Here is a 21,744-nt window from a genome sequence, read left to right as displayed (position 1 = left end):
GCCGGTCGACCGGGTCTCAGGCGGCCCGCCACTCGGCCTTGTGGGCGATGCTGACCGCCGCGATCTGCGAGGAGACGCCGAGCTTGGCGAGGATCGACTTCACCTGGGTGCGCACCGTCGCCTCGGACACGACGCGAAGCTTGGCGATCTCGCCGACCGTGAAGCCGTCCATCAGGTGCTCGAGCACCTGTGACTCGCGCGGGGAGAGCTGGGCGAGCCGGCGGCGGGTCTCGAAGACGCCCTGCTCCTGTCCCACCCACGCCCGGATCAGGCGCTCACGCTCGTCGACGTCGAGCACGCTGAGCCCGTAGTTGAGCCTGCGTACGGTGCCCAGGATCTCGCCCAGCGGCACCGACTTGGACAGCACCGTGCGGGCCCCGACGTGCAGGGCGTGCCCCCAGCGGGTCTGGTCGGTCGAGCCCGTCACCACGACGACGTCGGCACCGGCCCGGGCGAGCGGGGCGATGAGGCGTACGCCCGAACCGTGCTGGCCCAGGTCGAGGTCGAGCAGGACGATGCGTGGCTGGGACCGCATGATCAGCGAGGTGAGCTTGGCCTCCGAGGGCGGCTCCTCGGGCAGGTCGATGCGGCGGGCGTCGTAGCCCTCGAAGGTGAGGGCCAGCTCGAGCGACTCGGCGAACAGGGTGTGGTCCTCGACGATGCCCACCTTCACGCGTTTACGCGGCGACACCATGGCGACCTCCCTGGGTCGGGGTGTCGTACTGGTCGGCCCCGTCGCCCGCCCCGCCATCGGCACAGCCGAGCATCGGGATGCCGAGGACGAAGGTGGTGCGCTCGCTCGCCTCGAGCAGCTCGAGGTAGCCACCCTGGCGTTCCATCAGGTCCCGCGCGGCATGGAGGCCGATGCCCTGGCCCGTGGAGCCCGGCCGGCTGACGCCCCAGGCGAAGATCCGCCGGCGCAGCTCCGGCGCGACCCCGGGCCCGTCGTCGGTCACCGCGATCTCGACCGTGGTGCTCGACGGCTCGGCGGCACGTACCTCGATCCGGACGGACCCTCCCCCGTGGGCCGCGGCGTTGTCGAGCAGCACGTTGAGCGCCTCGGTCAGCTGGTCGGAGTCGCCCAGCGCAAGCATCCGGCTGGGGCGCCACACCACCTCGGTGCCCCTGGCCTCGTGAGCGAGCACCATGGTGGCCACCACGGAGTCGAGGTCGATCACCTCGGCACGCATCTCTTCGGCACGCAGCTCATCGAGTTGCATCTCATCGGCCCGCGGCTCCGGGACCACCGGCCTCGCGGCATCCTGCTGCCGGCGGACCATCCGCTCCAGGCGCTCGAGCTCGCTCTGCACCATCGCCGTCATCGCGGCCCGTCGCTCCTCGCCGATCGCGCCGGACGAGTTCAGCAGCGTGGTCGCCGCCCGGATCCCGGCCAGCGCGGAGGCAGCCTCGTGCAGCCGGGCACGTTCATCCCGACCGGCTCTTGACATTGGCACAGCTCTCCCTGGTCATCCTCGCGCCACGCCCTCCCAAGACGCAGCCAGGCGGCATGAAACACGTGCGGACCTGAAGGTCCGACATGAACAGCGCCGTACGGCAATGGGACTGTACTCACTCGATCCGAGGGACGGATCGCCTACCTATTTTTGGTTACCGGCCGTTACCGACTGGTGCCTCAAATTGAGGAATGGCGAGCATCTGGACCCCATATCGAGGGAGTCCCAGGTCCCATACTCAGGTGGCTATCCTTGATCATCCGCCGGTGCCGTCGCAGCCGGATCCTGCGGACGCGCCCCCCGCGCGCGGATGGCGTCGTGCCCGCAAACCCCTGATCGGGCTGCTGGTGTGTCTCCTGCTGCTCTGCGCCGCGGCCCTGACCGGGATCCTGTGGCTCCAGGCGACGGTGGAGGGAAAGCTCCAGCGGCTGCCCGACACGTTCACCGGCCTCACCGACCGGCCCGCCAAGCCGACCTCCGGGTCGGCCGCCGACGCGATGAACATCCTGGTCCTCGGCACCGACACCCGGTCCGACACACCCACCACCGGAGCCGAGGCGCCCGGCTGGCAGCCCGGGCAGGCACGCTCCGACACGATGCTGCTCGTCCATATCGACGGCGACCGCGACTCCGCCTCGGTGATCTCGATCCCGCGCGACTCCTGGGTCGACATCCCCGGCCACGGCAAGGGCAAGGTCAACTGGGCCTACTCCTTCGGTGGCCCCAGCCTCACGGTCGAGACCGTCGAGAAGCTGACCGACGTACGCATCGACCACCTCACCGTCATCGACTGGGACGGCTTCAAGGCCCTCACCGATGCGATCGGTGGCGTCGACATCTACATCCCGAAGACCGTCTACGACTCCGCCCGCGGCGTCCGCTGGGAGGCCGGCAGCCACCACCTGGACGGCGAGCAGGCTCTCCTCTACGTACGCCAGCGCTACGGCCTCCAGGACGGCGACCTCGACCGTGTGGCCCGCCAGCAGGCATTCCTGCGCACCCTCCTCGAGCAGACCCTCGAGCAGGAGCTGCGCAAGAACCCCGACCAGGTCCTCGATCTCTTCTCGCTCTTCTCGGAGCACGCCTCCGTCGACGACGACTGGTCCACCATCCAGATGGCCAAGCTCGCCGCCTCCCTCCGCAACCTGCGCACCGGCGACATCAGCTATCTCACCGTCCCCACCGATGGCACCGGCATGGTCGGAGACCAGTCGGTCGTACGTCTCGACCCCTCCCGCGACCGCGACCTGTGGCGCGCGGTCGGGGAGGACCGCATGGCCGAGTGGTCAGAGGCGAACCGGGACCTCCTCACCCCCGACGTCGTCCGCTGACCCAGCCGGGTCGAGGCGGTTGGCGGGGCGCGGGAGGCCGTAGTGGTCGCGGAGCGTGGCGCCGGTGTACTCGGTGCGGAAGAGACCGCGCTCCTGGAGGATCGGCACGACCTTCGAGGTGAACGCCTCGATGCCCGAGGGCAGCACCGCGGGCATGATGTTGAACCCGTCGGCGGCACCGTTCTCGAAGTAGTGCTGGATGGTGTCGGCGACCTGGACGGGCGTGCCGGTGAAGGTCCGGTGCCCTCGTCCGCCGCCGAGGCGCCCGATCAGCTCGCGCACGGTCAGCCGGTCCCGGCGGGCCCAGTCGACCACGAGGGTGTAGCGGCTCTTGGCCCCCTCGATGTCGTCCTCCGATGGAAGGTCCTCCGGCAGCTCCGCGTCCAGGTCCAGCCGCGAGGGATCGACGCGGAGCAGCTGGGCGAGCTGGGCGAGGGCGTACTCCGGGGCGATCAGCCGGTCCAGCTCGGCCTCGAGCTCACGCGCCTCGGCCTCGGTGTCACCCAGGACCGGGACGATCCCGGGCAGCACCAGGACATGGTCGGGGTTGCGGTCGGCCGCGACGACCCGCCGCTTGATGTCGGCGTAGAAGGCCTGGCTCTCGGCCAGGGTCGGCTGGGCGGTGAAGATCGCCTCGGCCCAGCGCGCCGCGAACTCCTTGCCGTCGTCCGAGGAGCCCGCCTGGACGAGCAGCGGATAGCCCTGCGGCGACCGCGCCAGGTTGAGCGGACCCTCCACCGAGAAGTGGGCCCCGACGTGGGAGATCGGCCGGATCCGGTCGCCGACCGCGTGCACCCCGGCGTCCTTGTCGGCCACGATCGCGTCGTCGGCCCAGCTGTCCCACAGCTTCGTGGCGACGTCGAGGAACTCCGTGGCCCGTTCGTAGCGGGTCTTGTGCAGCGGCTGCCCCTCCAGCCCGAAGTTGCGCGCCGCCGCGTCCCCCGCGGTGGTGACAATGTTCCACCCAGCGCGCCCGCCGGAGAGATGGTCCACGGAGGCGAGCCGCCGGGCGAGGTTGTACGGCTCGTTGTACGACGTCGAGGCGGTCGCGATCAGGCCGATGTGCTGCGTGGAGACCGCCAGCGCGGACAGCAGGACGGTCGGCTCGATCCGCCCCGACGGCCGCCGGCCGGGCTCGCCGAACAGGGCCGGCGAGTCGGCCAGGAACAGCGAGTCGAACTTGGCCGCCTCGGCCACCCGGGCCAGATGCTGGTGCGCCGCGAGCGAGAGGTTCGCGTGCGGGTCCGACCCGGGCAGCCGCCAGGACGCCTCGTGGTGACCGGTGTCGAGCAGGAACAGGTTGAAGTGGAGCTGGCGAGCGCTCATCAGGCCACCTCCTCCTCGACCGTCTCGACCACGCCGAGCTCGGCCAGCAGCTGGGCCCGCAGCGAGGCGAACCGCGGGTCGCCGGGGCTCCGCTTCGAGCCCAGGTCGATCCGGATGTCCGAGCCGACGACGCCGTCGACCAGCACGATCACCCGGTCGGCGAGCGCGATCGCCTCGTCGACGTCGTGGGTGACCAGCAAGATGGCGGGGTTGTGGGCGGCGTACAGCTTCTGGAGCAGCTTGTGCATCTTGATCCGGGTCAGCGCGTCCAGGGCTCCGAACGGCTCGTCGGCGAGGAGCAGCTGCGGGTCGCGGACCAGCGACCGCGCCAGCGCCGCGCGCTGCTGCTCACCGCCGGAGAGCTCGTGCGGCCAGGCCCTGTCGCGGCCCTCGAGCCCGACCTCGGAGAGCGCCTCGAGGCCTCGCTCCCGCGCATCCGACCCGGTCAGGCCCAGGGTCACGTTGTCCAGCACCCGTCGCCACGGCAGCAGCCGGGAGTCCTGGAAGACCACCGAGACGCGCTCGGGTACGTCCACGACACCCGAGCCCGCGACGGAGCGGTCGAGACCGGCCAGGGCCCGCAGCAGGGTGGACTTCCCGGAGCCCGAGCGCCCGATCAGCGCCACGAACTCGCCGGCGCCGATCGTGAGGTCGAGCCCGTTGAGCACGCCGCCGGCCTCGGAGAAGCTGCGGCGCAGCCCCTCGACACGTACGGCGGGTCCTGCGGATACGGTCAGTGACTCTCCAGCGTGCGTCGCCATGCCAGTGCCTTCCTCTCGGTGAAGCGGACGATGCCGTCGGCGACCAGGCCCAGCAGGGCGTAGACGACCAGGCCGACGACGATGATCTCGGTCTGGCCGTAGCTGGACGCGAGGGTGATCATGTGGCCGATGCCGCTGGTCGCGTTGACCTGCTCGACGACCACGAGCGACAGCAGCGCGTTGAGCACCGCGAATCGCAGCCCGAGCAGGAAGCCCGGGGTCGCGCCCGGCAGCACGACATGCCGGACGAACGCGCCGCGCCCCAGGCCGACGGTCTCGGCGAGCTCGGCGTAGCGGCTGTCGATGCCGCGCAGCCCGTTGTGGGTGTGGATGTAGATCGGGATGAGTACGCCGAGGGCGATCGTGATCACCTTCATCGGCTCCCCGATCCCCAGCCACAGGATCAGCAGCGGCATCAGCGCCAGGCTCGGGATGGCCCGCTTGACCTGCACCGGACCGTCGATCAGCGCCTCCCCGACCCGGCTGAGGCCGGAGACCAGCGCGAGCGCGAGCCCGACGCCGACCCCGATCACCAGCCCGAGCGCGGCCCGGTAGGCCGAGGTCGCCAGGGCCTCGGGGAGCCGCCCGTCGGCGATCAGCCGCTGAGCGGTCTCGACCACGACCCACGGCTCGGACAGGGTCCGAGGGTCCAGCACCCCCGTCGCCGAGGCGAGGAACCACAGCCCCAGGAGCAAGACCGGCCCGATCCACAGCGTGCCGGGGACCCGCGGCCCGGGCCCGAGGCGGCGGCGTACGACCCGCTTGTCGGTGGCCTTCTCGGAGACGACGCCGGCGATCGGCGCCTCGACTGCTGCGGTGGCCATCACTGACCGTCCTTCAGCGCCTCGGCGATGACCTTCTCGTAGCGGCGGTCGTAGAGGTCGTCGACGTCTATGTCGGGCTGGTCCTGCTCCTTCACGAGGATGTCCGCGGTCTCCTGGTGACGCTTGATGAACTCGTCCCAGCCCTCGGGGATCACCCTCTGCCCGGAGGACTCGAAGACCTTCTTGCCGTCCTCGAAGGTCAGCCCCTCGTGGTCGACGTAGTAGGCCTGGATCCACTCGTCCGGGTGCTCGTCGACCCACTTCTCGGACTCGACCCACAGCGCGAGGAAGTCCTTGAACGCGGCCGCCTTGGCGGCGTCCTCGAAGGTCTCCTCCGGCCCGTAGATGAGCGTCGCGTCGTCGCGGATGCCGGTGCGGATCGAGGTGGCGCCGTCACGGCCGTACTTGGCCAGGTAGGAGGTCAGCTGCGGCCCACCGAGCGGCGCGACGTCGACCTGGTTGGAGGCCAGCGCGTTGGAGAAGGTGTCGTCGACGCTCTGGATCTCGACGAGCTCGACGTCCTTCTGGGTGAGCCCGGCGGCCGCGAGCGTCTTGAGGACCAGCGCGCCCTGGGCCTGGCCGGGCGAGTAGGCGATCTTCTTGCCCTCGAGGTCGGCGAGCGTCTTGACCTTCGACTTCGGCGCGATGCCGAGCTCGTAGATCGGGTTCTCGAGCGGGTCCGGGTTCTCGGTGACCGCGACGATCTTGACCGGGGTGTCGGTCCAGGTCGCGAACAGCGGCGGGATGTCGGCGACGTAGCTCGCGTCCAGCGCGTCGGCGCGGAACGCCTCGATGCTCTTCGGACCACCGGAGATGTTGGCCCACTCGATCTCGTAGCCCTCGACCTCGTCGATCAGGCCGGACGCCTTGAGCGCCACCTCGATCGGCGGCAGCCCGAGGCGCAGGACGGTCCCCTCCGGGACCTGGTCGGGGAGCGCCGCGTCGGCGGCGAGCTCGGAGGCACTGGACGCATCGGCGCCGCCGCAGGCCGTCAGCCCCAGGAGCAGGGTCGAGAGAACGGCGGCGATGGCGGTCAGGCGCGGTGGGGTGGGGCGGATCATGGCTCTCCTCTGGTTGGTCCGTCCAAACCAGAGTAAGTCAGTAGAGATTAGCTATAAAAGCACCGCTCGGATCCTGAGACATGCCTGCCGGAGAACGAGACGCGCCCAGGGATCAGAGGTAGACGGACTTCAGCTCCGTGTACTGAGCCAGGCCCTCCGGCCCGAACTCCCGCCCGATCCCGGATGCCTTGAAGCCACCGAAGGGTGCCGCGAAGTCCATCGTGTAGGTGTTCACTCCGTACGTCCCGGCCCGCACCCGGCGGGCGACATCGAGCCCGGCCTCCTGATCGGCGGTCCACACCGTCCCCGCAAGCCCGTAGTCGGAGTCGTTGGCGATGCGTACGGCCTCCTCGACCGAGCCGTAGGGGATCACCGAGAGGACCGGGCCGAAGATCTCCTCCTGGGCGATCCGCATCCGGTTGTCGACGCCGGCGAAGACGGTCGGGCGGACGTACCAACCCGTGTCGAGACCGGCCGGACGGCCGGTGCCACCGGCGAGCAGGCGGGCACCCTCCTCCTGGCCGAGGGCGATGTACTTCTCGACCCGCTCCTGCTGGCGACGGGCCACCATCGGCCCGATCTCGCTCGCCGGGTCGGACGGGTCGCCGACCTTCATCGACGCGACGGTCTCGGCCAGCGCGCCGGCGATCTCGTCATGGCGACCGAGCGGGACGAGCACCCGGGTCTGGGCGACGCAGGCCTGGCCGGAGTTCATCAGCGCGGTGAACTTGAGCCCTTCCAGCGTGGCCGCCAGGTCCGCGTCCTCGAGGACGATCGCGGCCGACTTGCCGCCGAGCTCGAGCGAGACCCGCTTGAGCCGCTCGCCGCACAGCGCGCCGATCCGCCGGCCGGCCGCGGTGGACCCGGTGAACGCCACCTTGTCGACGCCGGGGTGAGTGACCAGGTGCTCGCCCACCTCGCGCCCCGCGGCGACGATGCTGACCACGCCCTCGGGCACCCCTGCCTCGATCAGCATCTCGGCGAGGAGGTTGGTGTCGAGCGGAGTCTCCGGAGCGGGCTTGATCACGATCGTGCAGCCGGCCAGCAGCGCCGGGATGAGCTTGGACAGCACGGTGAACTGAGGGACGTTCCAGGGCGCGATCGCGGCGACGACGCCGACCGGCTCGTGGCGTACGACGACGTCCGAGCCGAACGAGCCCGGCCGCCGGGACTCCCAGGGGAACTCTCGCGCGATGGCGAGGAAGGCCTCGATCTGCATCCACGGCGCCGGCGCCTGGGCGAGGTTGCTGAACGAGATCGTCGAGCCCATCTCGGCCGTGATCACCTCGGCCATCTCGCCGAGCCTTCCGGCATAGAGGCCCGAGAGCGCCTGGACGATCTCGATCCGTTCCTCCGGTGACATCCGGGGCCAAGGCCCCTCGTCGAACGCCGTGCGTGCCGCGGCGACGGCGGCGTCGATGTCCTCCACCGAGCCCTCGGGGACCCGCGCCACCACCTCCTCGCTGTGCGGCGAGATCACCTCGATCCTCGCGTCGGTCGCGGGCTTGGCCCAGGCGCCGCCGATGAACAGTGCGTCGTGGTCGTAGGTCATCGTTCTCCTCAGATTCGGTCGAGCCAGTCGGTGAAGCCGGAGGGGTCGTGACGGCCGAGGATTCCGTGCTCGAAGAGGCCCCAGCCCTCGACCCCGTCAGCACCGGGGCCGTGCGCGATCGCGCGCCCGACATGGTCGATCACCCCGAACGGGGTCCGGCCGGCGACGTCGGGCGCCTTCATGTCGTAGGTGAGCCGCTCGGTGAACCCGGCACCCTTCCAGACCCCGTGCGCCCAGTCGGAGTCGCCGCCGTAGCCGCCGCCGACATGGATCGGCGCACCCAGCAGCGAGGAGACCTCGAGCACGAGCTGCTTCCCGTCCGGGGTCGTGCACGTGATCGTCGCGCCCTCGGGGAGCCGGGTCCCGTCCCGGTAGTGGATCCGTACGTGCGGCCAGCCGAGCTGCTCGACCCGGCCATCGGCGAAGACCCGGGTGCAGTCGTTGAGGACCCGATGCCCGTCGGGGGTCTCCTGGATGATCAGGACGACGGCGAAGTCGTCGAACCGCAGCGGGACGTAGAGCCACCACATCCCCTCGAACTCCGGGTCGGCGGGCTTGCCCGGCGGCAGTCCCTCGCCGGAGGGGCGGATCCCCCAGGACCGGTCCCGGGTGCCGACCCAGCGATCGTGGTCGACGGCGATCCTCTCGCCGTCGACCTCGATCACCCCCTCCCAGGTCCCGACCTGCGCGAACCGCTGCGCGTCGAGCACGGTGGCAGCCCCCTGACGCATCACGTGCGGCTGCTCCTGGACCACCTCGAACGACCCCTCCCACCGCAGGTCCAGGGCGATCCCGTGCGTCTCCTCCATCACCAGCCGGAGCTTGCGCAGCGGCTCGGCGACCTCGATCCGGTACGCCCCGACGCGCTGCTCCATCCGGTCGCCGCCCCGCGGGTCTGCGCCGTCGCCCAGGTGCACGGCGGTCTGCTCGTCGCCACGGCGGAGCAGGACGTACGCGTCCTTGGTGCCGAGGTTGGGGTAGAACCCCATCCCGGTGATGAGGAAGAGGTCGCCGGTGCGGTCGTGGGCGTTGAGGTAGCAGCGGTCGTAGAAGTTGCGGTCGCTGCTCCCCGCCCAGGCCACCGGACGCGGGAGCTGGTGGATCGGATACTCGTCGAGAGGGCCGACCCCGACATACTCACCATGAGCCCCGCTCATGCGCCGACCTCGGCCAGCATCGCCTCGAACATCGCCCGGTGATAGAGCGTCGACTCCGGGTCCTCGGGCGCCTCGATCTCGCCGAAGTGGATCTGCCGGGCGGCGATGCGCAGGTAGATGATCCCCCACATGACGGCCGCATGGACCTCGTGCCAGGTCAGGTCGCCGAGCTCGACGCCGGTCGCCGCCACATAGGCCTCCTTGACCTCGGAGGCGGTCAGGAAGTCCGGCATCCCCGGCAGCTCCAGCATGGCGGCCAGGTCCTCGAAGATGCGGTGGGCGAAGATCATCCAGGTCACGTCCATCTCGCGGGGCCCGAGACTGACCATCTCCCAGTCGAGGACCGCCACCGGCGCGAAGTCGCGGTAGATGATGTTGCCGATCCGGGCGTCACCCCAGCACAGGACGGGCTCGCCGACGTCCTCGGGAAGGTTGGCCTCGAGCCAGGCCAGACCGCGCTCGACCAGCGGCGAGCGGCCGCCCCATTCCTCGGCGGTGGAGGCGAAGGCGTACCAGGCTCGGGTCTTGGCCAGGTTGCGGGCGATCAGCGTCTCGCCGTCGTGGCCGGCCACGGCCGGATCGAGGAAGCCGAACCGCGACGCGGCGTCCGGGATCGAGTGGAGCCCGGCGAGCACCTCGACCGAGCGCTGCTGGAGCGCCGCCCGGTCCGAGGGCGAGGCCTCGAAGAGCCAGCTGTCGCCGAAGTTGTAGGGCATCACGTCGGGCGGGACGACGCCCTCGACCCGCTTCATGAGGAAGAACGGGGTCCCCAGGACCGAGCCGCTCATCTCGGCGAGGCCGACCTCCGGCACCGGCACGGGCGACAGCGACCCGGCCAGGCGCATCGCGTCGTACTGCGCCTGCAGGTCATAGGTCGCGAAGACCGGGACGTCCTCGGGGCGGGGCGCCACCCGGAGGACGTACGCCTTCGTCCGCCTGTATCCGGCAATGGTCGAGGCGACATCGAGCAGGACGGTCTCGCTGGAGAGCCCGTTGGCGTCGATGCCGCCGAGGATCGAGACCTCGGGGTCGGCGCCGGGCGGGAGCACGGTGGTCAGCCACTGCTCGAGCCTGGCGCCGATCGCCGCGGGGTCGCGGCCCGACTTCTGGAAGGTCATCTCGGGCGGCGGGGGCGCCTGGGTCACGTGCTCCTCCTAGAGGCGTGTGAGTCAGATCACACGCCTCAGGTTGGTGGAACACGTTCTAGTTTGTCAACAGTCAGAACAGGATCTTGGCCGGAGTCTCGGTCGGTGCCGCCTTCATGACGAACGCGTTCCGCTTCGCGGCGAACCCGAAGCGGTCGTCGAAGATGTCGCGAGCCATCTCGGCCAGCTCGATGCTCTGGTAGTAGGACATCGGCATCGCGCCGGCACGGCGTGCCTCGCGGGCCGCCAGGGCCGGGACGTACGCCTCGGGCTCGGCAAGACCCTGAGCGAGGTCGCGCAGCCAGCCGTCGAACTCGGCCGCGTCGCGCGGACCGAGGTCACTGACCATGCCGATCCGCGCGGCCTCGGCCGCCGAGATCGGCAGCTTCGCGCCGAGCAGCTCGTCGGCCTTCTCCGCACCGACCCGGCTCGGCAGGCCCCAGGTGTGCAGCTCGGAGCCGAAGATGCCCATGTCGTAGTAGGGGTTCAGGACGACGTCGGCTCGCGCGAGCGTGATGTCGGCGCAGAGGCCGGCCATCACGCCGCCGGCACCGGCATTGGCGGTGAACGCGGCGATGGTCAGCTGCTCGGCCTCGGCGATCGCCACGCACAGCTCGTCGATGGCCCGGATGTTGTCCCAGGCCTCGGCGGCCGGGTCCTGGGCCGCCTCGATGACGCCGAGGTGGATGCCGTTGGAGAAGGCGTGCTCGGTGCCGCGTACGACCAGGACCGTGGTGTCCTCGACGAGCGCCTTGCGGACGGCGTCGGTCATCCGGCGGCACTGCTGGGTGTGCATCGCACCGCTGTAGGAGCGGAGGGTGAGATAGCCGACCTCGCCGTCGCGCTCGTAGGTCGTCTCGGCCAGCTCGTCCGGCATCCTCCGGTAGGGCAGGTGCCCGGTGTCGAGCACCCAGGCGGCCGGAAGCTTGGGACCGCGCTTCTTCTCGAGCGTGGCGGCGTAGCCGACCCACAGGGTGCCCTCGCCGGTGGCGATCGCGACCGCGTCGGTGTCGACCCCGACCACGGTGCCCGGCTGCACGTCGCCATGGTTCTCAGGGGTCGTGGCGGCGTCGAAGAGACAGTAGGTCTTTCCTTCGATGGTCGCCGGCGCACCCGGGGCGCCGTCGGCCGCCGCGATCCGCCGGGCGATCTCCGTGGCCGGCGCGGACCAGTCGATCTCGAAGGCCGTGCGGCGCAGCAGCGGCAGCTCACCGGTGCCTTCGACCTCAGTGGGCCACTCCTCGGCAGGCTTCGGCTTCTCCCCCGCCTCGGCCATCCGCAGGACCTCCGCGACGCAGTCCATCGCGGCGTCGGCGACAGGGCCGTTGTAGAGCGCGCTCTTCGCGATCGGGACCTCCGGCATCGCGAAGGTCCGGGTCGCCCAGACCGGGCCGGCGTCCATCTCCTCGACGGCGGACAGCGCGGTCACGCCCCAGCGGTCCCGCCCGTCGAGAGTGGCGTGGTCGAGCGAGGACGGGCCCCGGTCCCCGACCGGTCCAGGGTGGATCACCACCGTCGGGTAGCGGCCCCAGACCGCCTCCGGCACGCGGTGCTTCAGGAACGGGCACAGGATCAGCTCGGGCTCGATCGCGTCGACCGCCGCCACCAGGGAGGAGTCGTCGTGGACCGGCGCCAGCAGGACACCGATGTCGTGGCCGCCCTCTTTGAGATCGCACCAGACGCGTTGGGTCAGACCGTTGAATGCGGAGACGAGCAGAAGAATGCGCATGTGGGGGAAGTGTCCTTCTAGTCAGTAGCCCGAACAGACCTCGGATCCCCCGAGGGGTATTTATCCCCCGAGGGGTGTCACTGTATCGGGAGCGCCCAGCCGTGCGCACGCCGGTGTCCAGAAGAGGGACCGAAGCCCCGGTGAGCTCCGGGCCGCTCGCCCCGGTCTCGGGCCGGACACCGCACCGGCGCCTTGCTGCCGCCTGCAAAGATGGCTCTGTCAGGAGGGGACAATGACCACAGTCGACGACAACCCGCGCAACGGGTTGGTCGATCTCGTCGAAGCGAGCGCGGACGACATGACCCGTGAGACGGTGCGCGAGCTGGCCGGGTTCCGGATGCGCTACAAGTTCGCGATGGACGAAGTCTCGACCAAGATCGCGATCCTGCGCGAGGAGTTCGAGCACGCCCACGACCACAGCCCGATCGAGCACGTACGCACCCGGCTCAAGTCACCCGACAGCCTGCTCGCCAAGGCGCGCAAGATCGGCTGCCCGCTCACCCTCGAGGCGCTGGAGCAGCAGATCCGTGACATCGCCGGGATCCGGGTCGTGTGCCCGTTCGTCTCCGACGTCTACTGGATCATGGAGATGCTGGGCGGCCAGTCCGATGTCGACGTGGTCGAGGTCGAGGACTACATCGCCGACCCGAAGGCCAACGGCTACCGCAGCCTGCACCTGATCATCAAGGTGCCGGTCTACCTCTCCGACCGGGTGGTGGACGTACCGGTCGAGCTGCAGATCCGCACGATCGCGATGGACTTCTGGGCCAGCGTCGAACACTCGATCTACTACAAGTACGACGGCACCGTCCCCACGACCCTGCGCGATGAGCTCGGCGCCGCGGCACGCACCGCCGCCGACCTCGACGCCACCATGGCCCGGCTCCGCACCGAGGTCCACGGCATCAGCGGCCGTTGACGGAGGCCGGCTGAGTCAGGGAGCTTTCGGGCGGTGCCGGGCGAGCTCGCTACGGGCGTACGCGACGCGGTCGGTCTCGACACCGCCGGCACGCCCGAGCTCGTCGGCCAGGTCGTGGGCCGCCTCGAGGCGGTGTCGACGCTGCCGGCGATCGCCGTGGCTGCCCCGCCGATACGCCCGGCGCTCCCGGTGGGACCCGGCCAGGGCGTCCAGCTCCTCGTCCGTGATCGTGCCGTCGGCGACCTCGGGGGACATCAGGGCGCGCATCGCCTTTCGTTCGGTGCCGACAGTGAGGTGGAAGACCGTGACGGCGATCGCGAGGGCCGCGACGACCGAGACGACCAGCAGCGCGACGGTCACGTGTCCGTTGCCCTGCGCGATCGCGGTGACGCTGTCCCAGACCAGATGCAGGGCGACCGCGGCGGCGACGAGCAGGGCGCCGCGTCCGATCCGGCGCTTCTCCGCGACGGTGCCGACGAGGTAGACGATCCCGGCCCCGACCAGCGCTGAGTACAGGATGTGGGAGGTGAACCCGGTCGCCAGCCTCAGCATCGCGGTGCTCAGGCTGGACCCGACCGGGTCGACGCCGAAGTTCTCCGAGGCCGAGTTGATCGCGTAGAGGATGTCTTCGATGATCTCGAACCCGAGACCGACGAAGGCACCGATCACGAACCCGTCGAAGGCCGTCCGGATCACCCGTGGCGCGATGAACATCAGCAGCAGGACACCGGCGCCCTTGGCCGACTCCTCGACGAACGGCGCTGCCAGGCCGGCTCCCCACGCGACGGCGAAGTCCGGGCTGACCCACTTGGCGTAGAGGTGGATCAGCGCCGTGTTGCCATGGATCGCGATCGTCCAGGTGGCACCGAAGCCACCCCAGACGAAGGCGGCGATCCGCAGGTCGAGCGGCTGCCGCGAGTAGCGGTCGATGTGCGTGGTGAACCACCAGAACAGCACCGCGTAGAGGCTGAAGATGATCGCGGCGATGCCCAGCGGGGTGCCGTAGATCGGCGCTTCGGTGCGCACCGTGCTGACGGTGTACCAGAGGCCGTACGCGATCACGGCGACGAAGACCCACAAGCAGGCGTTGCGCGGCTGCAGCCAGCTCACCCGCTGGCCCCACCCGACGTCGGCGATGGCCACCTGGCGGGCCTGCAGCAGGTCGGTCTCGGTGGTGGACGTGGCGCTCATGCGGCATCTCCATCGACGAGCCGGACCGATTCGAGCATGGCGACGATCTGGTTCTCCAGGTTGCGGTCACCGGCCATGTCCACCGGACCGTAGACGGTGACCTCGATGCCCTTCCCGTCGCTGACCAGCGCCCCGAGGAGTCCTTCGACGGTGGTGGTGGAGAAGCGCGCGATGACCCCGGTGATCTCGCTGGCCGTGCGGAACGTGGCCGCCGTACCGCTCTGGAGGTCGAGCGCGTTCGGGCCGAGCTCGTCGTTGTTCTTCCGCAGCTGGGCCATCAGCGCGGTCGCCGGCCCCTCGAAGTCCCCGGTCGTCACGGTGAGGGTGACGCCGTTCTTCGTCAGCGTCGCCGTGTCGGGGTAGGTCCCCGAGGTCGAGGTCCCGGAACGCAGCCCGGACGTGAGGTTCCAACCGACCCCCGGGTCGAACTCGACCCACCGACCGACCTGGATGACGTCACCGGCCTTGATCGGGTCGTCCACGGCGACACGGCTGTCGATGCCGGGCAGCACCCAGAAGGTGATGGCGACCAGCAGCGCCACGACGCCGGCAGGAAGAAGGGTTCGACGGTCCATTCCGAGCCAACGGCGCTCGACGGGGACCCAGTCTGGTGGTGCTTCCACGGCGGGCACACCGGAAGCCTAGTCAGGTTTGCGGCAGATTGCCGGAGTTTGTGCGCAGAGGCGTCGGCCCCGTGCCGACGCCGGGCTCGGCCCGGACGGGGTTCGTCCGGGCCGAGCCTTTTGGGGTCAGCGGCCGTTGACGAACCGCTGATACTGGGCCCGCGCCTCGTCCGGGGTGATCGCCCGGTCGAGGAACATCAGCGAGTCCATCCGGCAGTTGCAGGGGTTGCGCTCGACGGTGTCCTGCGGGAAGGACCCGCCGACCTTGTAGCCGCGCGGCAACGTGTCGGAGGTGCCGGTGCCGTCGACCTGCCACGGGTCACCGGCGGAGGTGTAGAACCCGTCGACGGCCTTGCCGTTGCGGTAGAGCGCCATCTTGCCCGTGGTGTAGTCGAACGTCGCCGCCAGGTGCACCCATTGACCTCGTGGCAGCAGCGTCTGCCAGTCCGCCGAGGCGGCGAAGGTCTGCGAGGCCCCCTCATCGAGCCGGCGTCCCAGCGCGACCAGGCGCAGGGTGCCGTCGACGTTGATGAGCTCGAGCAGGGCGCGTACGCCGTGGCCGTCGGAGTTGCCCGAGAGCACCCCGGAGAGCCCGATCGCGTTGAACCGGTCGGCGGGATCGGCGGTCAGCGAGTTGAGCGCCGGCCCGTCCATGTCGACCTTGAACCAACCGGCCAGAGTGATCTCCTCCGCCCCGGCGAACGGCGCCAGCGACGCGACCCCGTTCTGGTTCCACGTACCCGCCTTCCAGTCGTCGTTGCCGTTGACCTCCGGGGCGACCTGCTGGGTCTGCAGGGCGTTGTTGCTGGTCCGGTACGCCGAGTCACGCACCTGCATCGCGTTGCCGCCGTTGACCTGGTTCAGCAGCGTCCGGGAGTAGCCCTGGTCCTCCTCGCGCGCCCCCGGGGCGAAGGGGTGCTCGAAGTCGTAGTAGCTGACCAGGTTCTCGCGCAGCGACGGCACGACCTCGCTCGGCCACGGCTTCTGCTTCGTGTCGACGACCTTCCAGATCTTCCCGTTGGCCTTGGCCAGCAGGTAGAGGTTGCGGCGCGAGTCGGTGCCGAAGCGCAGGTCGACGCGCGGGTCGTCGACGAAGTCCTGCATGGAGAGCCGCTTGCCGGAGGTGTCGAAGAGCTGCATCTCGTGCAGGGTCGCCTCGCGGCTGCTCCCGCGGCGCATCTGCTTGGCGTCGGTCCAGTAGACCTCGCCGTTGACCAGGTCGCCGAAGACGTACTTCCCACGCAGACCGTCGAGCCTGCCGCGGTAGACGACACCGCCGCTGACCGCGTGGCCGCTGTCGGAGGTGCAGGAGTAGTTGGCGGGCGGGTCGTGGTCGAAGGAGGCCACCGGAAGGGTGTAGCCGGACATGTCGTAGTCGTCGGGCACCGTGTAGAGGGCGCACTCGTCGGTGTTGTCGTAGAGCAGCCGGCCCTCGATCTCGCTCCAGCCGAGGTTGTCACCGGCGCGTACGTCGTAGACGCCCTCGATCGCGTGCTGACCGATGTGGCCGAGCAGGAGGGTGCCCTTCTCGACGTCCCAGGAGAACCGGTGCGGGTCGCGCATGCCGTACGCCCAGATCTCGCCGATCGCGCCCTCCCGGTCGACGAACGGGTTGCTGTCCGGCACCCCGTACGCCCCGTTGCGGCCGTCGCGGGCGAGCGGGTCGATCCGCAGGATCTTGCCGAACGGGTTGCCGAGGTTCTGCGGGTCGTCGCTCTTCACCCCGTTGCCGCCGTCGCCGGAGGCGATGTAGAGCAGCCCGTAGTCCTCGTCGCCGCGCTCGGCGGTCGGGTTGAAGTCGATCTGCTGGATGGCGTGGATCTGGCCGGCGAAGTCGATCCGCATCACCTCACGGCTGGTGCCTTCGAAGGTGTCGGCACTCGGGTCGTTGGCGTGCCACTCGGTCACGACGCTGACCGTCCGCCCGGAGCCGGGGTTGGTCTGGGACGGGAAGGTGGGCGTCTTGGCGAAGCCTCCGAAGCGCTCGGTGTGGGTGGTGTAGAAGAGCCCGTTCTTCTCGAAGTCGGGGTGGAAGGTGATGAACCCGGCACCGCTGCCGAGGCCGGCGCCGGACCAGAAGTCGACGAAGTGGTCCTTGAGGTTCAGGTACTCGTGCTGCTGCCCGCGGTCGAGCAGGTACATCGGCCCGTTGAGGTCGGGGACGTACATCCGGCCCGAGCCGTCGGGGACCTCGCCGATGAAGTTGATCCGGTTGTGACGTACGAGGCGCTGGTCGGTGGGCGCCGGGTAGGGCTCGGACTCGGGAAGCTGGGTGACCTCCTGGAGCACGAGGCCGAGGGTGCTGCGTACGGGCTGTTCGGGGATGGGGTCGGGGACGGGCTCGCTACCGGGGATGGCGGCGTTGGCAGAGAGTGCGGGGGTGAGCAGCGCGGCGAGCATGGCGCCGACGGCGATGCCGGCGCGTGCCTGTCTGCCCCATAGACGTGAGGTTTCCATGGGTTCTTCTCCTTACCGAGTTACCGAGTTACCGAGGGTTCAGCGCCGTACGCCCGCGACGGTGACGTCACGGATGCGGCCGAAGTTGTCGAAGGAACCGAAGCCGAAGCGGCCTCCGGCGAAGGTGGTGTCGGTGGCGGTCATCCGGGGCTCGTCGGCCCCGTCGAGGTAGACCGCGATCGCGCCGGTTCGGGCGTTGTAGTCCAGTCGTACGTCGTGCCACTCGGCATCGGTGATCGACGGTGCGGCACCGACGGTGCCGTTCCACTGGTGGTCGATGCGCAGCCGGTCGGCGTCGTTGACCACGAAGATGCCGTTGTGGGGGTAGATGGTGTTGTCGGTCGAGAGGTGGGCGTAGTAGAAGCGCGTCGGGGACTGGTAGTTCCAGACCAGGATCACGTCTCGGTTGGTGACCTGGACGGCCTCGTCGATGCGGACCTCGGCGCGGTAGGTCAGCGAGCCGAGCTCGGGACCCTTGGTCACCACGGCGTACTCGAAGGGGCGCCGCGGGCCGGGCTGTGCCGTCCCGGGCTCGGTCAGGATCACCTGACCCTTCTCGAAGGCCCACTTGTCATCGGTCACCGGGTCCCAGTCGGCCAGGCTGGCTCTGGGCTTGACCACGGCCAGGCCGGGGCCTTCGGTGCTATGGGCCTGGGCTCCGGCGAGCGGAGCGGCCAGAGCCACTGCGAGGGCGACCACACCGGCGCGTACGCCTCGCCCCACCATTCGGTTCCATCTCATGGTTGCTTCCTTCCCCTAATCGGGACCGTCGGTGGCCCCTGCTGAGGTCGTTGCGGCTCCCCCGAGATAGAGCTCCGCCATCCGTGGGTCGGCCAGCAGGTCGGATGCCCGACCCGAGATGTGCACCTTCCCCAGGTCGAGTACGCACCCCAGGTCCGCCGACTCCAGGGCCCGCCGGGCGTTCTGCTCGACGAGCAGGACCGCCAGACCGGCATCGCGCATGCGGACGACCTGCTCGAACACGGTCGCCGTGGTCTTGGGGTCCAGGCCCATGCTGGGCTCGTCGAGCAGCACGACCTTCGGGCTGACCATCAGCGAGCGGGCGAACTCGACCTGCTTCTGCTGCCCGCCCGAGAGCGCGCCGGCGAGGGTGTGCCAGCGCTCGGCGACGACCGGGAAGAGGGTCTTCACGAAGTCGGTCCGCTCCTGGATCGCGGCCGCGTCACGCACCGTGTAGGCGCCCAGGCCGACGTTCTCGGCCACGGTCATCTCCTTGAAGACGGAGTGGCCCTGGAGGACGTGGGCCATGCCCGCGCGCAGCATCTGCTGCGGCCCGTTGCGGGTGACGTCCTTGCCGTCGACCGTGATGGTCCCCGAGCGTGGGGTCAGCATGCCGCTGGCGACCTTGAGCACGGTGGACTTGCCGGCCCCGTTGGGGCCGACCAGACAGACGATCTGACCTGCGGGAACGGTGACGGTGAGGCCTCGCAGCACCAGCGCGGCACGACCGTAGCCGGCCTCGATGTCGCGCAGCGCGAGGAGAGGTTCAGACACCAAGGTAGGCCTCCAGGACTCGTGGGTCGTTCTGCACGTCCGCCGGCGCACCGGAGGCGATCGGGCGGCCGCGGTCGAAGACCACGACATGGTCGGAGAGGCTCATCACCAGCTCCATGTTGTGCTCGACGATGACGAAGGTGCGGCCCTCGGCGTTGAGCTCGCGCACGAGCGTCGCGATCCGGCCGATCAGGGCCGGGTTCACGCCGCCGGCCGGCTCGTCGAGCATGATCGTGTCGGGCTCGGCCATCAGCACCCCGGCCAGTTCGAGCAGCTTCTGCTGCCCGTAGGAGATGTCGCGGGCCTCGCTGCGCTCGAGGTGCTCGATGCCGACCCGGGCCAGCAGCTCCCGCGCCCGGGCGATGTCGTCGGGGTTGTGCGCCCCACGCAGCCGGTGGACCAGCCCCGCGGACCGGACCCCGGCGAGCACGTTGTCGAGCACGGTCATCCGCGGGAAGATCCGGCACAGCTGGAAGCTGCGCCCGAGCCCGGCCCGCGCGATCCGGTGAGGTGCGTGGCCGGTCACGTCGCGGCCCTGGTAGGTCACGGTGCCCGAGTCGGGCCGGATCATCCCGGTCACGCAGTTGAAGAAAGTGGTCTTGCCCGACCCGTTCGGGCCGATCAGCGCGTTGATCTTGCCCTCCTGGAAGCTGACCGTGGCCCCGTCCACGGCGCGTACGCCGCCGAACGCCTTGGTCAGCCCGTCCGTCTCCAAACCGAGCTTGTTCGGATCGGTCATGACTTCGCCTCCTCGAGCGCCTTGCGCTCCTCGGCCAGCTGGGCGGCGTCGACCTCTCGGATCGAGGTGTCGCCGGGGCGGAGCCGGGCGAGCTGCGCGCTCACCCAGGGGATGACCCCGTCGGGCATGAAGAGCACGACCAGGGCGAGCAGCAGCCCGAGCGCGACCAGGTGCATCTGGCTGTCGCCGTACTGGTTCTTGAAGAACTCGACCGCGTAGCCCACGATCACCGCGCCCACGACCGGACCGAGCAGGCTGCGTACGCCGCCGAGCAGCGACATCAGCACCAGGTAGGAGCCGGTCAGGATCGAGAACTGGAAGATCGGGTCGAGCGAGCCGAACCAGAGGGCGTACATCCCTCCCGCCATCGCGGTCATGAACGCCGAGACGACGAAGACGACCAGCTTGTAGGCGAACGTGGGCACACCCAGCGCCTGGGCCTTGTCCTCGTCCTCCCGGATCGCCTTGAGCCCGGTGCCGAGCCGCGAGCGGTCGATCACCCACCACAGCACGAGGGCGACCAGGGTCAGCGCCACGAACAGGTAGAAGAACCGCTCGTGCTGCTCGGGCCGGAGTACGTCGGTGCCGAACGGCCGCGGCACCCGCAGCCCGTTCGACCCGCCGGTCACCTCGGCCCAGCTCTGGGCGACCAGCAGCAGGATGAGCACCAGCGCGATCGAGACGATCACGAACGATGCGCCCCGGACCCGCAGCGACGCGATCCCGATCGGCACGGCGGCCAGGCCCACGAGCACGGCCGCGACGACCATCGAGACCCACGGGTTCACGCCGGCCTCGGTGACGAGCAGCGCGGTGCCGTAGCCGCCCAGCCCGGAGTAGGCGGCGTGTCCCAGCGAGATGTAGCCGGTCAGCCCGCCGACGAAGTTCCACGCCACCGCGAGCGCGGCGTAGCTGGCGATCACCACGCCCACCGACAGGATGAACGGGTCCGGCGCGAGCGCCGGGAAGGCGAGCACGAGGCCGAGCAGGACGGCGGCCACGACGAGCTTGGTCAGCAGGACGGAGCGGCCCTGGGACGTACGGCCTGCTTGGTGTGTCGCAGTCTTGTGTCTAGAAGCGCTGAGCAAGGCGACCTCCGAAGAAACCCTGGGGGCGGAACATGAGGGTGGCGAAGAGGGCGAGGTAGAAGACCGTCTGCGCCCAGGTGGTGCCCATCGGGATCTGCAGCAGGGCCTGGGTGACCCCGAGAAGCATCGCCGCGACGGCAGCACCGGGGATCGACCCGAGGCCGCCGATCACGATGATCGCCATCAGCGGTCCGATCCAGTGCCAGTGCAGCGAGGGGTAGATGGTGGCGTCGAGCGCGAGCGCGGTGCCACCGACCGCCGCGGTCGCCAGGCCCAGCCCGAAGCCGAAGCCGGCGATCCGGTCGGTGTCGATGCCGAGCAGCTGGGCGGCCTCACGGTGCTGGATCGTGGCGCGCAGCGCCTGGCCGAAGCGGGTCTTCTTGAGCAGCAGGTAGAGCGCCAGGAGCGAGACCGCGGCCAACCCGAAGGCGACGAGCTTGACCACGGCGATCCGCGCTCCCCACAGCTCCAGGCTCGCGCTGGAGTAGCCGAGCTGGATCCGCCGCTGCGTACCGGAGAAGAGGTAGCCGAGGCCGCCCTCGATGACCAGCGCGATCGCGAAGGTCAGCAGCACCGACATCATCGTCAGCGTCGCCGGCCGCAGCCGGGAGAGCAGCGCGCGCTGCATCCCGTAGCCGGCCGCGAAGAAGAGCGGCACGGTGATGATCAGCGAGAGCAGCGGGTCGAGCCCGGTCTGCGTGGTGAAGAACCAGGCCAGGTACGCAGCCAGGATCAGGAATGCGGAGTGGGCGATCATCACGACCCGCATGACGCCGAAGTAGAGCGTCAGGCCGGCGGCGAGCAGGGCATAGAGGCCTCCGAGCAGCAGCCCCAGGATCAGGCTCTGCAGAAGGAGTGAACCCGACATCGGC

The 21,744-nt window shown here is 69.9% G+C and carries 20 protein-coding genes; 2 read left to right on the top strand and 18 right to left on the bottom strand.

What is annotated here, in order from left to right:
- Window positions 1–16 precede the first annotated feature (16 nt).
- Together ACIRON_RS28870 and ACIRON_RS28865 are read right to left on the bottom strand one after the other, a co-directional pair.
- Window positions 17–694, bottom strand: coding sequence for a LuxR C-terminal-related transcriptional regulator (locus tag ACIRON_RS28870; RefSeq protein WP_402998255.1), 678 nt, complete (start codon window positions 692–694; stop codon window positions 17–19).
- A complete protein-coding gene (locus ACIRON_RS28865; protein ID WP_402998253.1) occupies window positions 678–1,448 on the bottom strand; it encodes a sensor histidine kinase in 771 nt (256 codons plus the stop codon). The genes ACIRON_RS28870 and ACIRON_RS28865 overlap by 17 nt, the downstream gene beginning before the upstream one ends.
- Before the next feature lie 248 nt (window positions 1,449–1,696).
- Between ACIRON_RS28865 and ACIRON_RS28860 the strand changes: the two genes are divergently transcribed.
- A complete protein-coding gene (locus ACIRON_RS28860; RefSeq protein ID WP_402998252.1) occupies window positions 1,697–2,785 on the top strand; it encodes an LCP family protein in 1,089 nt (362 codons plus the stop codon).
- Here the strand turns inward: ACIRON_RS28860 and ACIRON_RS28855 are convergent.
- The 8 genes from ACIRON_RS28855 to ACIRON_RS28820 form a co-directional block, all read right to left on the bottom strand.
- Entirely contained in the window at window positions 2,741–4,111 is a 1,371-nt protein-coding gene (locus ACIRON_RS28855) for an LLM class flavin-dependent oxidoreductase (RefSeq protein WP_402998250.1), read from the bottom strand. The genes ACIRON_RS28860 and ACIRON_RS28855 overlap by 45 nt on opposite strands.
- Window positions 4,111–4,872 (bottom strand): ABC transporter ATP-binding protein, encoded by a 762-nt coding sequence (locus tag ACIRON_RS28850; RefSeq protein WP_402998248.1) that lies wholly within the window; start codon window positions 4,870–4,872, stop codon window positions 4,111–4,113. Before ACIRON_RS28850 ends, ACIRON_RS28855 begins: the two co-directional genes overlap by 1 nt.
- A complete protein-coding gene (locus ACIRON_RS28845) occupies window positions 4,845–5,696 on the bottom strand; it encodes an ABC transporter permease (RefSeq protein ID WP_402998245.1) in 852 nt (283 codons plus the stop codon). Before ACIRON_RS28845 ends, ACIRON_RS28850 begins: the two co-directional genes overlap by 28 nt.
- A complete protein-coding gene (locus tag ACIRON_RS28840; RefSeq protein ID WP_402998243.1) occupies window positions 5,696–6,757 on the bottom strand; it encodes an ABC transporter substrate-binding protein in 1,062 nt (353 codons plus the stop codon). The genes ACIRON_RS28845 and ACIRON_RS28840 overlap by 1 nt, the downstream gene beginning before the upstream one ends.
- A gap of 112 nt (window positions 6,758–6,869) precedes the next feature.
- Window positions 6,870–8,309, bottom strand: coding sequence for an aldehyde dehydrogenase (locus ACIRON_RS28835; RefSeq protein WP_402998240.1), 1,440 nt, complete (start codon window positions 8,307–8,309; stop codon window positions 6,870–6,872).
- 8 nt (window positions 8,310–8,317) lie between these two features.
- A complete protein-coding gene (locus ACIRON_RS28830) occupies window positions 8,318–9,466 on the bottom strand; it encodes a hypothetical protein (RefSeq protein ID WP_402998237.1) in 1,149 nt (382 codons plus the stop codon).
- Window positions 9,463–10,611, bottom strand: a complete 1,149-nt coding sequence (locus ACIRON_RS28825; RefSeq protein WP_402998234.1) for a phosphotransferase family protein — start codon at window positions 10,609–10,611, stop codon at window positions 9,463–9,465. The genes ACIRON_RS28830 and ACIRON_RS28825 overlap by 4 nt, the downstream gene beginning before the upstream one ends.
- A 73-nt stretch (window positions 10,612–10,684) precedes the next feature.
- Window positions 10,685–12,340, bottom strand: a complete 1,656-nt coding sequence (locus ACIRON_RS28820) for an enoyl-CoA hydratase-related protein (RefSeq protein ID WP_402998232.1) — start codon at window positions 12,338–12,340, stop codon at window positions 10,685–10,687.
- Window positions 12,341–12,572: 232 nt separating this feature from the next.
- On the opposite strand from ACIRON_RS28820, the gene ACIRON_RS28815 reads away from it, so the two are divergent.
- Window positions 12,573–13,259, top strand: a complete 687-nt coding sequence (locus ACIRON_RS28815; RefSeq protein WP_402998229.1) for a GTP pyrophosphokinase family protein — start codon at window positions 12,573–12,575, stop codon at window positions 13,257–13,259.
- Between the two features lie 15 nt (window positions 13,260–13,274).
- On the opposite strand, the gene ACIRON_RS28810 is transcribed toward ACIRON_RS28815, so the two are convergent.
- From ACIRON_RS28810 to ACIRON_RS28775, 8 genes are all read right to left on the bottom strand, one after another.
- Window positions 13,275–14,450, bottom strand: a complete 1,176-nt coding sequence (locus ACIRON_RS28810) for a PrsW family intramembrane metalloprotease (RefSeq protein ID WP_402998227.1) — start codon at window positions 14,448–14,450, stop codon at window positions 13,275–13,277.
- Window positions 14,447–15,025: a hypothetical protein gene (locus tag ACIRON_RS28805; protein ID WP_402998224.1), complete on the bottom strand. Its 579-nt coding sequence runs from the start codon at window positions 15,023–15,025 to the stop codon at window positions 14,447–14,449. The genes ACIRON_RS28810 and ACIRON_RS28805 overlap by 4 nt, the downstream gene beginning before the upstream one ends.
- 174 nt (window positions 15,026–15,199) lie before the next feature.
- Window positions 15,200–17,530, bottom strand: a complete 2,331-nt coding sequence (locus tag ACIRON_RS28800; RefSeq protein ID WP_402998221.1) for a PQQ-dependent sugar dehydrogenase — start codon at window positions 17,528–17,530, stop codon at window positions 15,200–15,202.
- A 39-nt stretch (window positions 17,531–17,569) separates the two neighbouring features.
- Entirely contained in the window at window positions 17,570–18,271 is a 702-nt protein-coding gene (locus ACIRON_RS28795) for a hypothetical protein (RefSeq protein ID WP_402998219.1), read from the bottom strand.
- Window positions 18,272–18,286: 15 nt separating this feature from the next.
- Window positions 18,287–19,045, bottom strand: coding sequence for an ABC transporter ATP-binding protein (locus ACIRON_RS28790; protein WP_402998217.1), 759 nt, complete (start codon window positions 19,043–19,045; stop codon window positions 18,287–18,289).
- Window positions 19,038–19,784, bottom strand: coding sequence for an ABC transporter ATP-binding protein (locus ACIRON_RS28785; RefSeq protein WP_402998214.1), 747 nt, complete (start codon window positions 19,782–19,784; stop codon window positions 19,038–19,040). Before ACIRON_RS28785 ends, ACIRON_RS28790 begins: the two co-directional genes overlap by 8 nt.
- Window positions 19,781–20,872: a branched-chain amino acid ABC transporter permease gene (locus ACIRON_RS28780; RefSeq protein ID WP_402998211.1), complete on the bottom strand. Its 1,092-nt coding sequence runs from the start codon at window positions 20,870–20,872 to the stop codon at window positions 19,781–19,783. The genes ACIRON_RS28785 and ACIRON_RS28780 overlap by 4 nt, the downstream gene beginning before the upstream one ends.
- Window positions 20,856–21,740, bottom strand: coding sequence for a branched-chain amino acid ABC transporter permease (locus tag ACIRON_RS28775; protein ID WP_402998209.1), 885 nt, complete (start codon window positions 21,738–21,740; stop codon window positions 20,856–20,858). The genes ACIRON_RS28780 and ACIRON_RS28775 overlap by 17 nt, the downstream gene beginning before the upstream one ends.
- Between the last annotated feature and the right edge of the window lie 4 nt (window positions 21,741–21,744).

Origin of the sequence: Nocardioides sp. NPDC101246 (genome assembly GCF_044767415.1) — a bacterium.
Taxonomy (GTDB): Bacteria; Actinomycetota; Actinomycetes; order Propionibacteriales; family Nocardioidaceae; genus Nocardioides.
Note: the sequence above shows the minus strand (reverse complement) of the source record. Positions and strands in the feature narration are given on the sequence as shown.

Bases quoted from the DNA above. Each gene is read 5' to 3' on its own strand.
- ACIRON_RS28870 (WP_402998255.1), bottom strand. From the start codon at position 694: ATGGTGTCGCCGCGTAAACGCGTGAAGGTGGGCATCGTCGAGGACCAC.
- ACIRON_RS28865 (WP_402998253.1), bottom strand. From the start codon at position 1,448: ATGTCAAGAGCCGGTCGGGATGAACGTGCCCGGCTGCACGAGGCTGCC.
- ACIRON_RS28795 (WP_402998219.1), bottom strand. From the start codon at position 18,271: ATGAGATGGAACCGAATGGTGGGGCGAGGCGTACGCGCCGGTGTGGTC.
- ACIRON_RS28850 (WP_402998248.1), bottom strand. From the start codon at position 4,872: ATGGCGACGCACGCTGGAGAGTCACTGACCGTATCCGCAGGACCCGCC.
- ACIRON_RS28800 (WP_402998221.1), bottom strand. From the start codon at position 17,530: ATGGAAACCTCACGTCTATGGGGCAGACAGGCACGCGCCGGCATCGCC.
- ACIRON_RS28840 (WP_402998243.1), bottom strand. From the start codon at position 6,757: ATGATCCGCCCCACCCCACCGCGCCTGACCGCCATCGCCGCCGTTCTC.
- ACIRON_RS28855 (WP_402998250.1), bottom strand. From the start codon at position 4,111: ATGAGCGCTCGCCAGCTCCACTTCAACCTGTTCCTGCTCGACACCGGT.
- ACIRON_RS28805 (WP_402998224.1), bottom strand. From the start codon at position 15,025: ATGGACCGTCGAACCCTTCTTCCTGCCGGCGTCGTGGCGCTGCTGGTC.
- ACIRON_RS28835 (WP_402998240.1), bottom strand. From the start codon at position 8,309: ATGACCTACGACCACGACGCACTGTTCATCGGCGGCGCCTGGGCCAAG.
- ACIRON_RS28820 (WP_402998232.1), bottom strand. From the start codon at position 12,340: ATGCGCATTCTTCTGCTCGTCTCCGCATTCAACGGTCTGACCCAACGC.
- ACIRON_RS28810 (WP_402998227.1), bottom strand. From the start codon at position 14,450: ATGAGCGCCACGTCCACCACCGAGACCGACCTGCTGCAGGCCCGCCAG.
- ACIRON_RS28785 (WP_402998214.1), bottom strand. From the start codon at position 19,784: ATGACCGATCCGAACAAGCTCGGTTTGGAGACGGACGGGCTGACCAAG.
- ACIRON_RS28830 (WP_402998237.1), bottom strand. From the start codon at position 9,466: ATGAGCGGGGCTCATGGTGAGTATGTCGGGGTCGGCCCTCTCGACGAG.
- ACIRON_RS28845 (WP_402998245.1), bottom strand. From the start codon at position 5,696: ATGGCCACCGCAGCAGTCGAGGCGCCGATCGCCGGCGTCGTCTCCGAG.
- ACIRON_RS28815 (WP_402998229.1), top strand. From the start codon at position 12,573: ATGACCACAGTCGACGACAACCCGCGCAACGGGTTGGTCGATCTCGTC.
- ACIRON_RS28775 (WP_402998209.1), bottom strand. From the start codon at position 21,740: ATGTCGGGTTCACTCCTTCTGCAGAGCCTGATCCTGGGGCTGCTGCTC.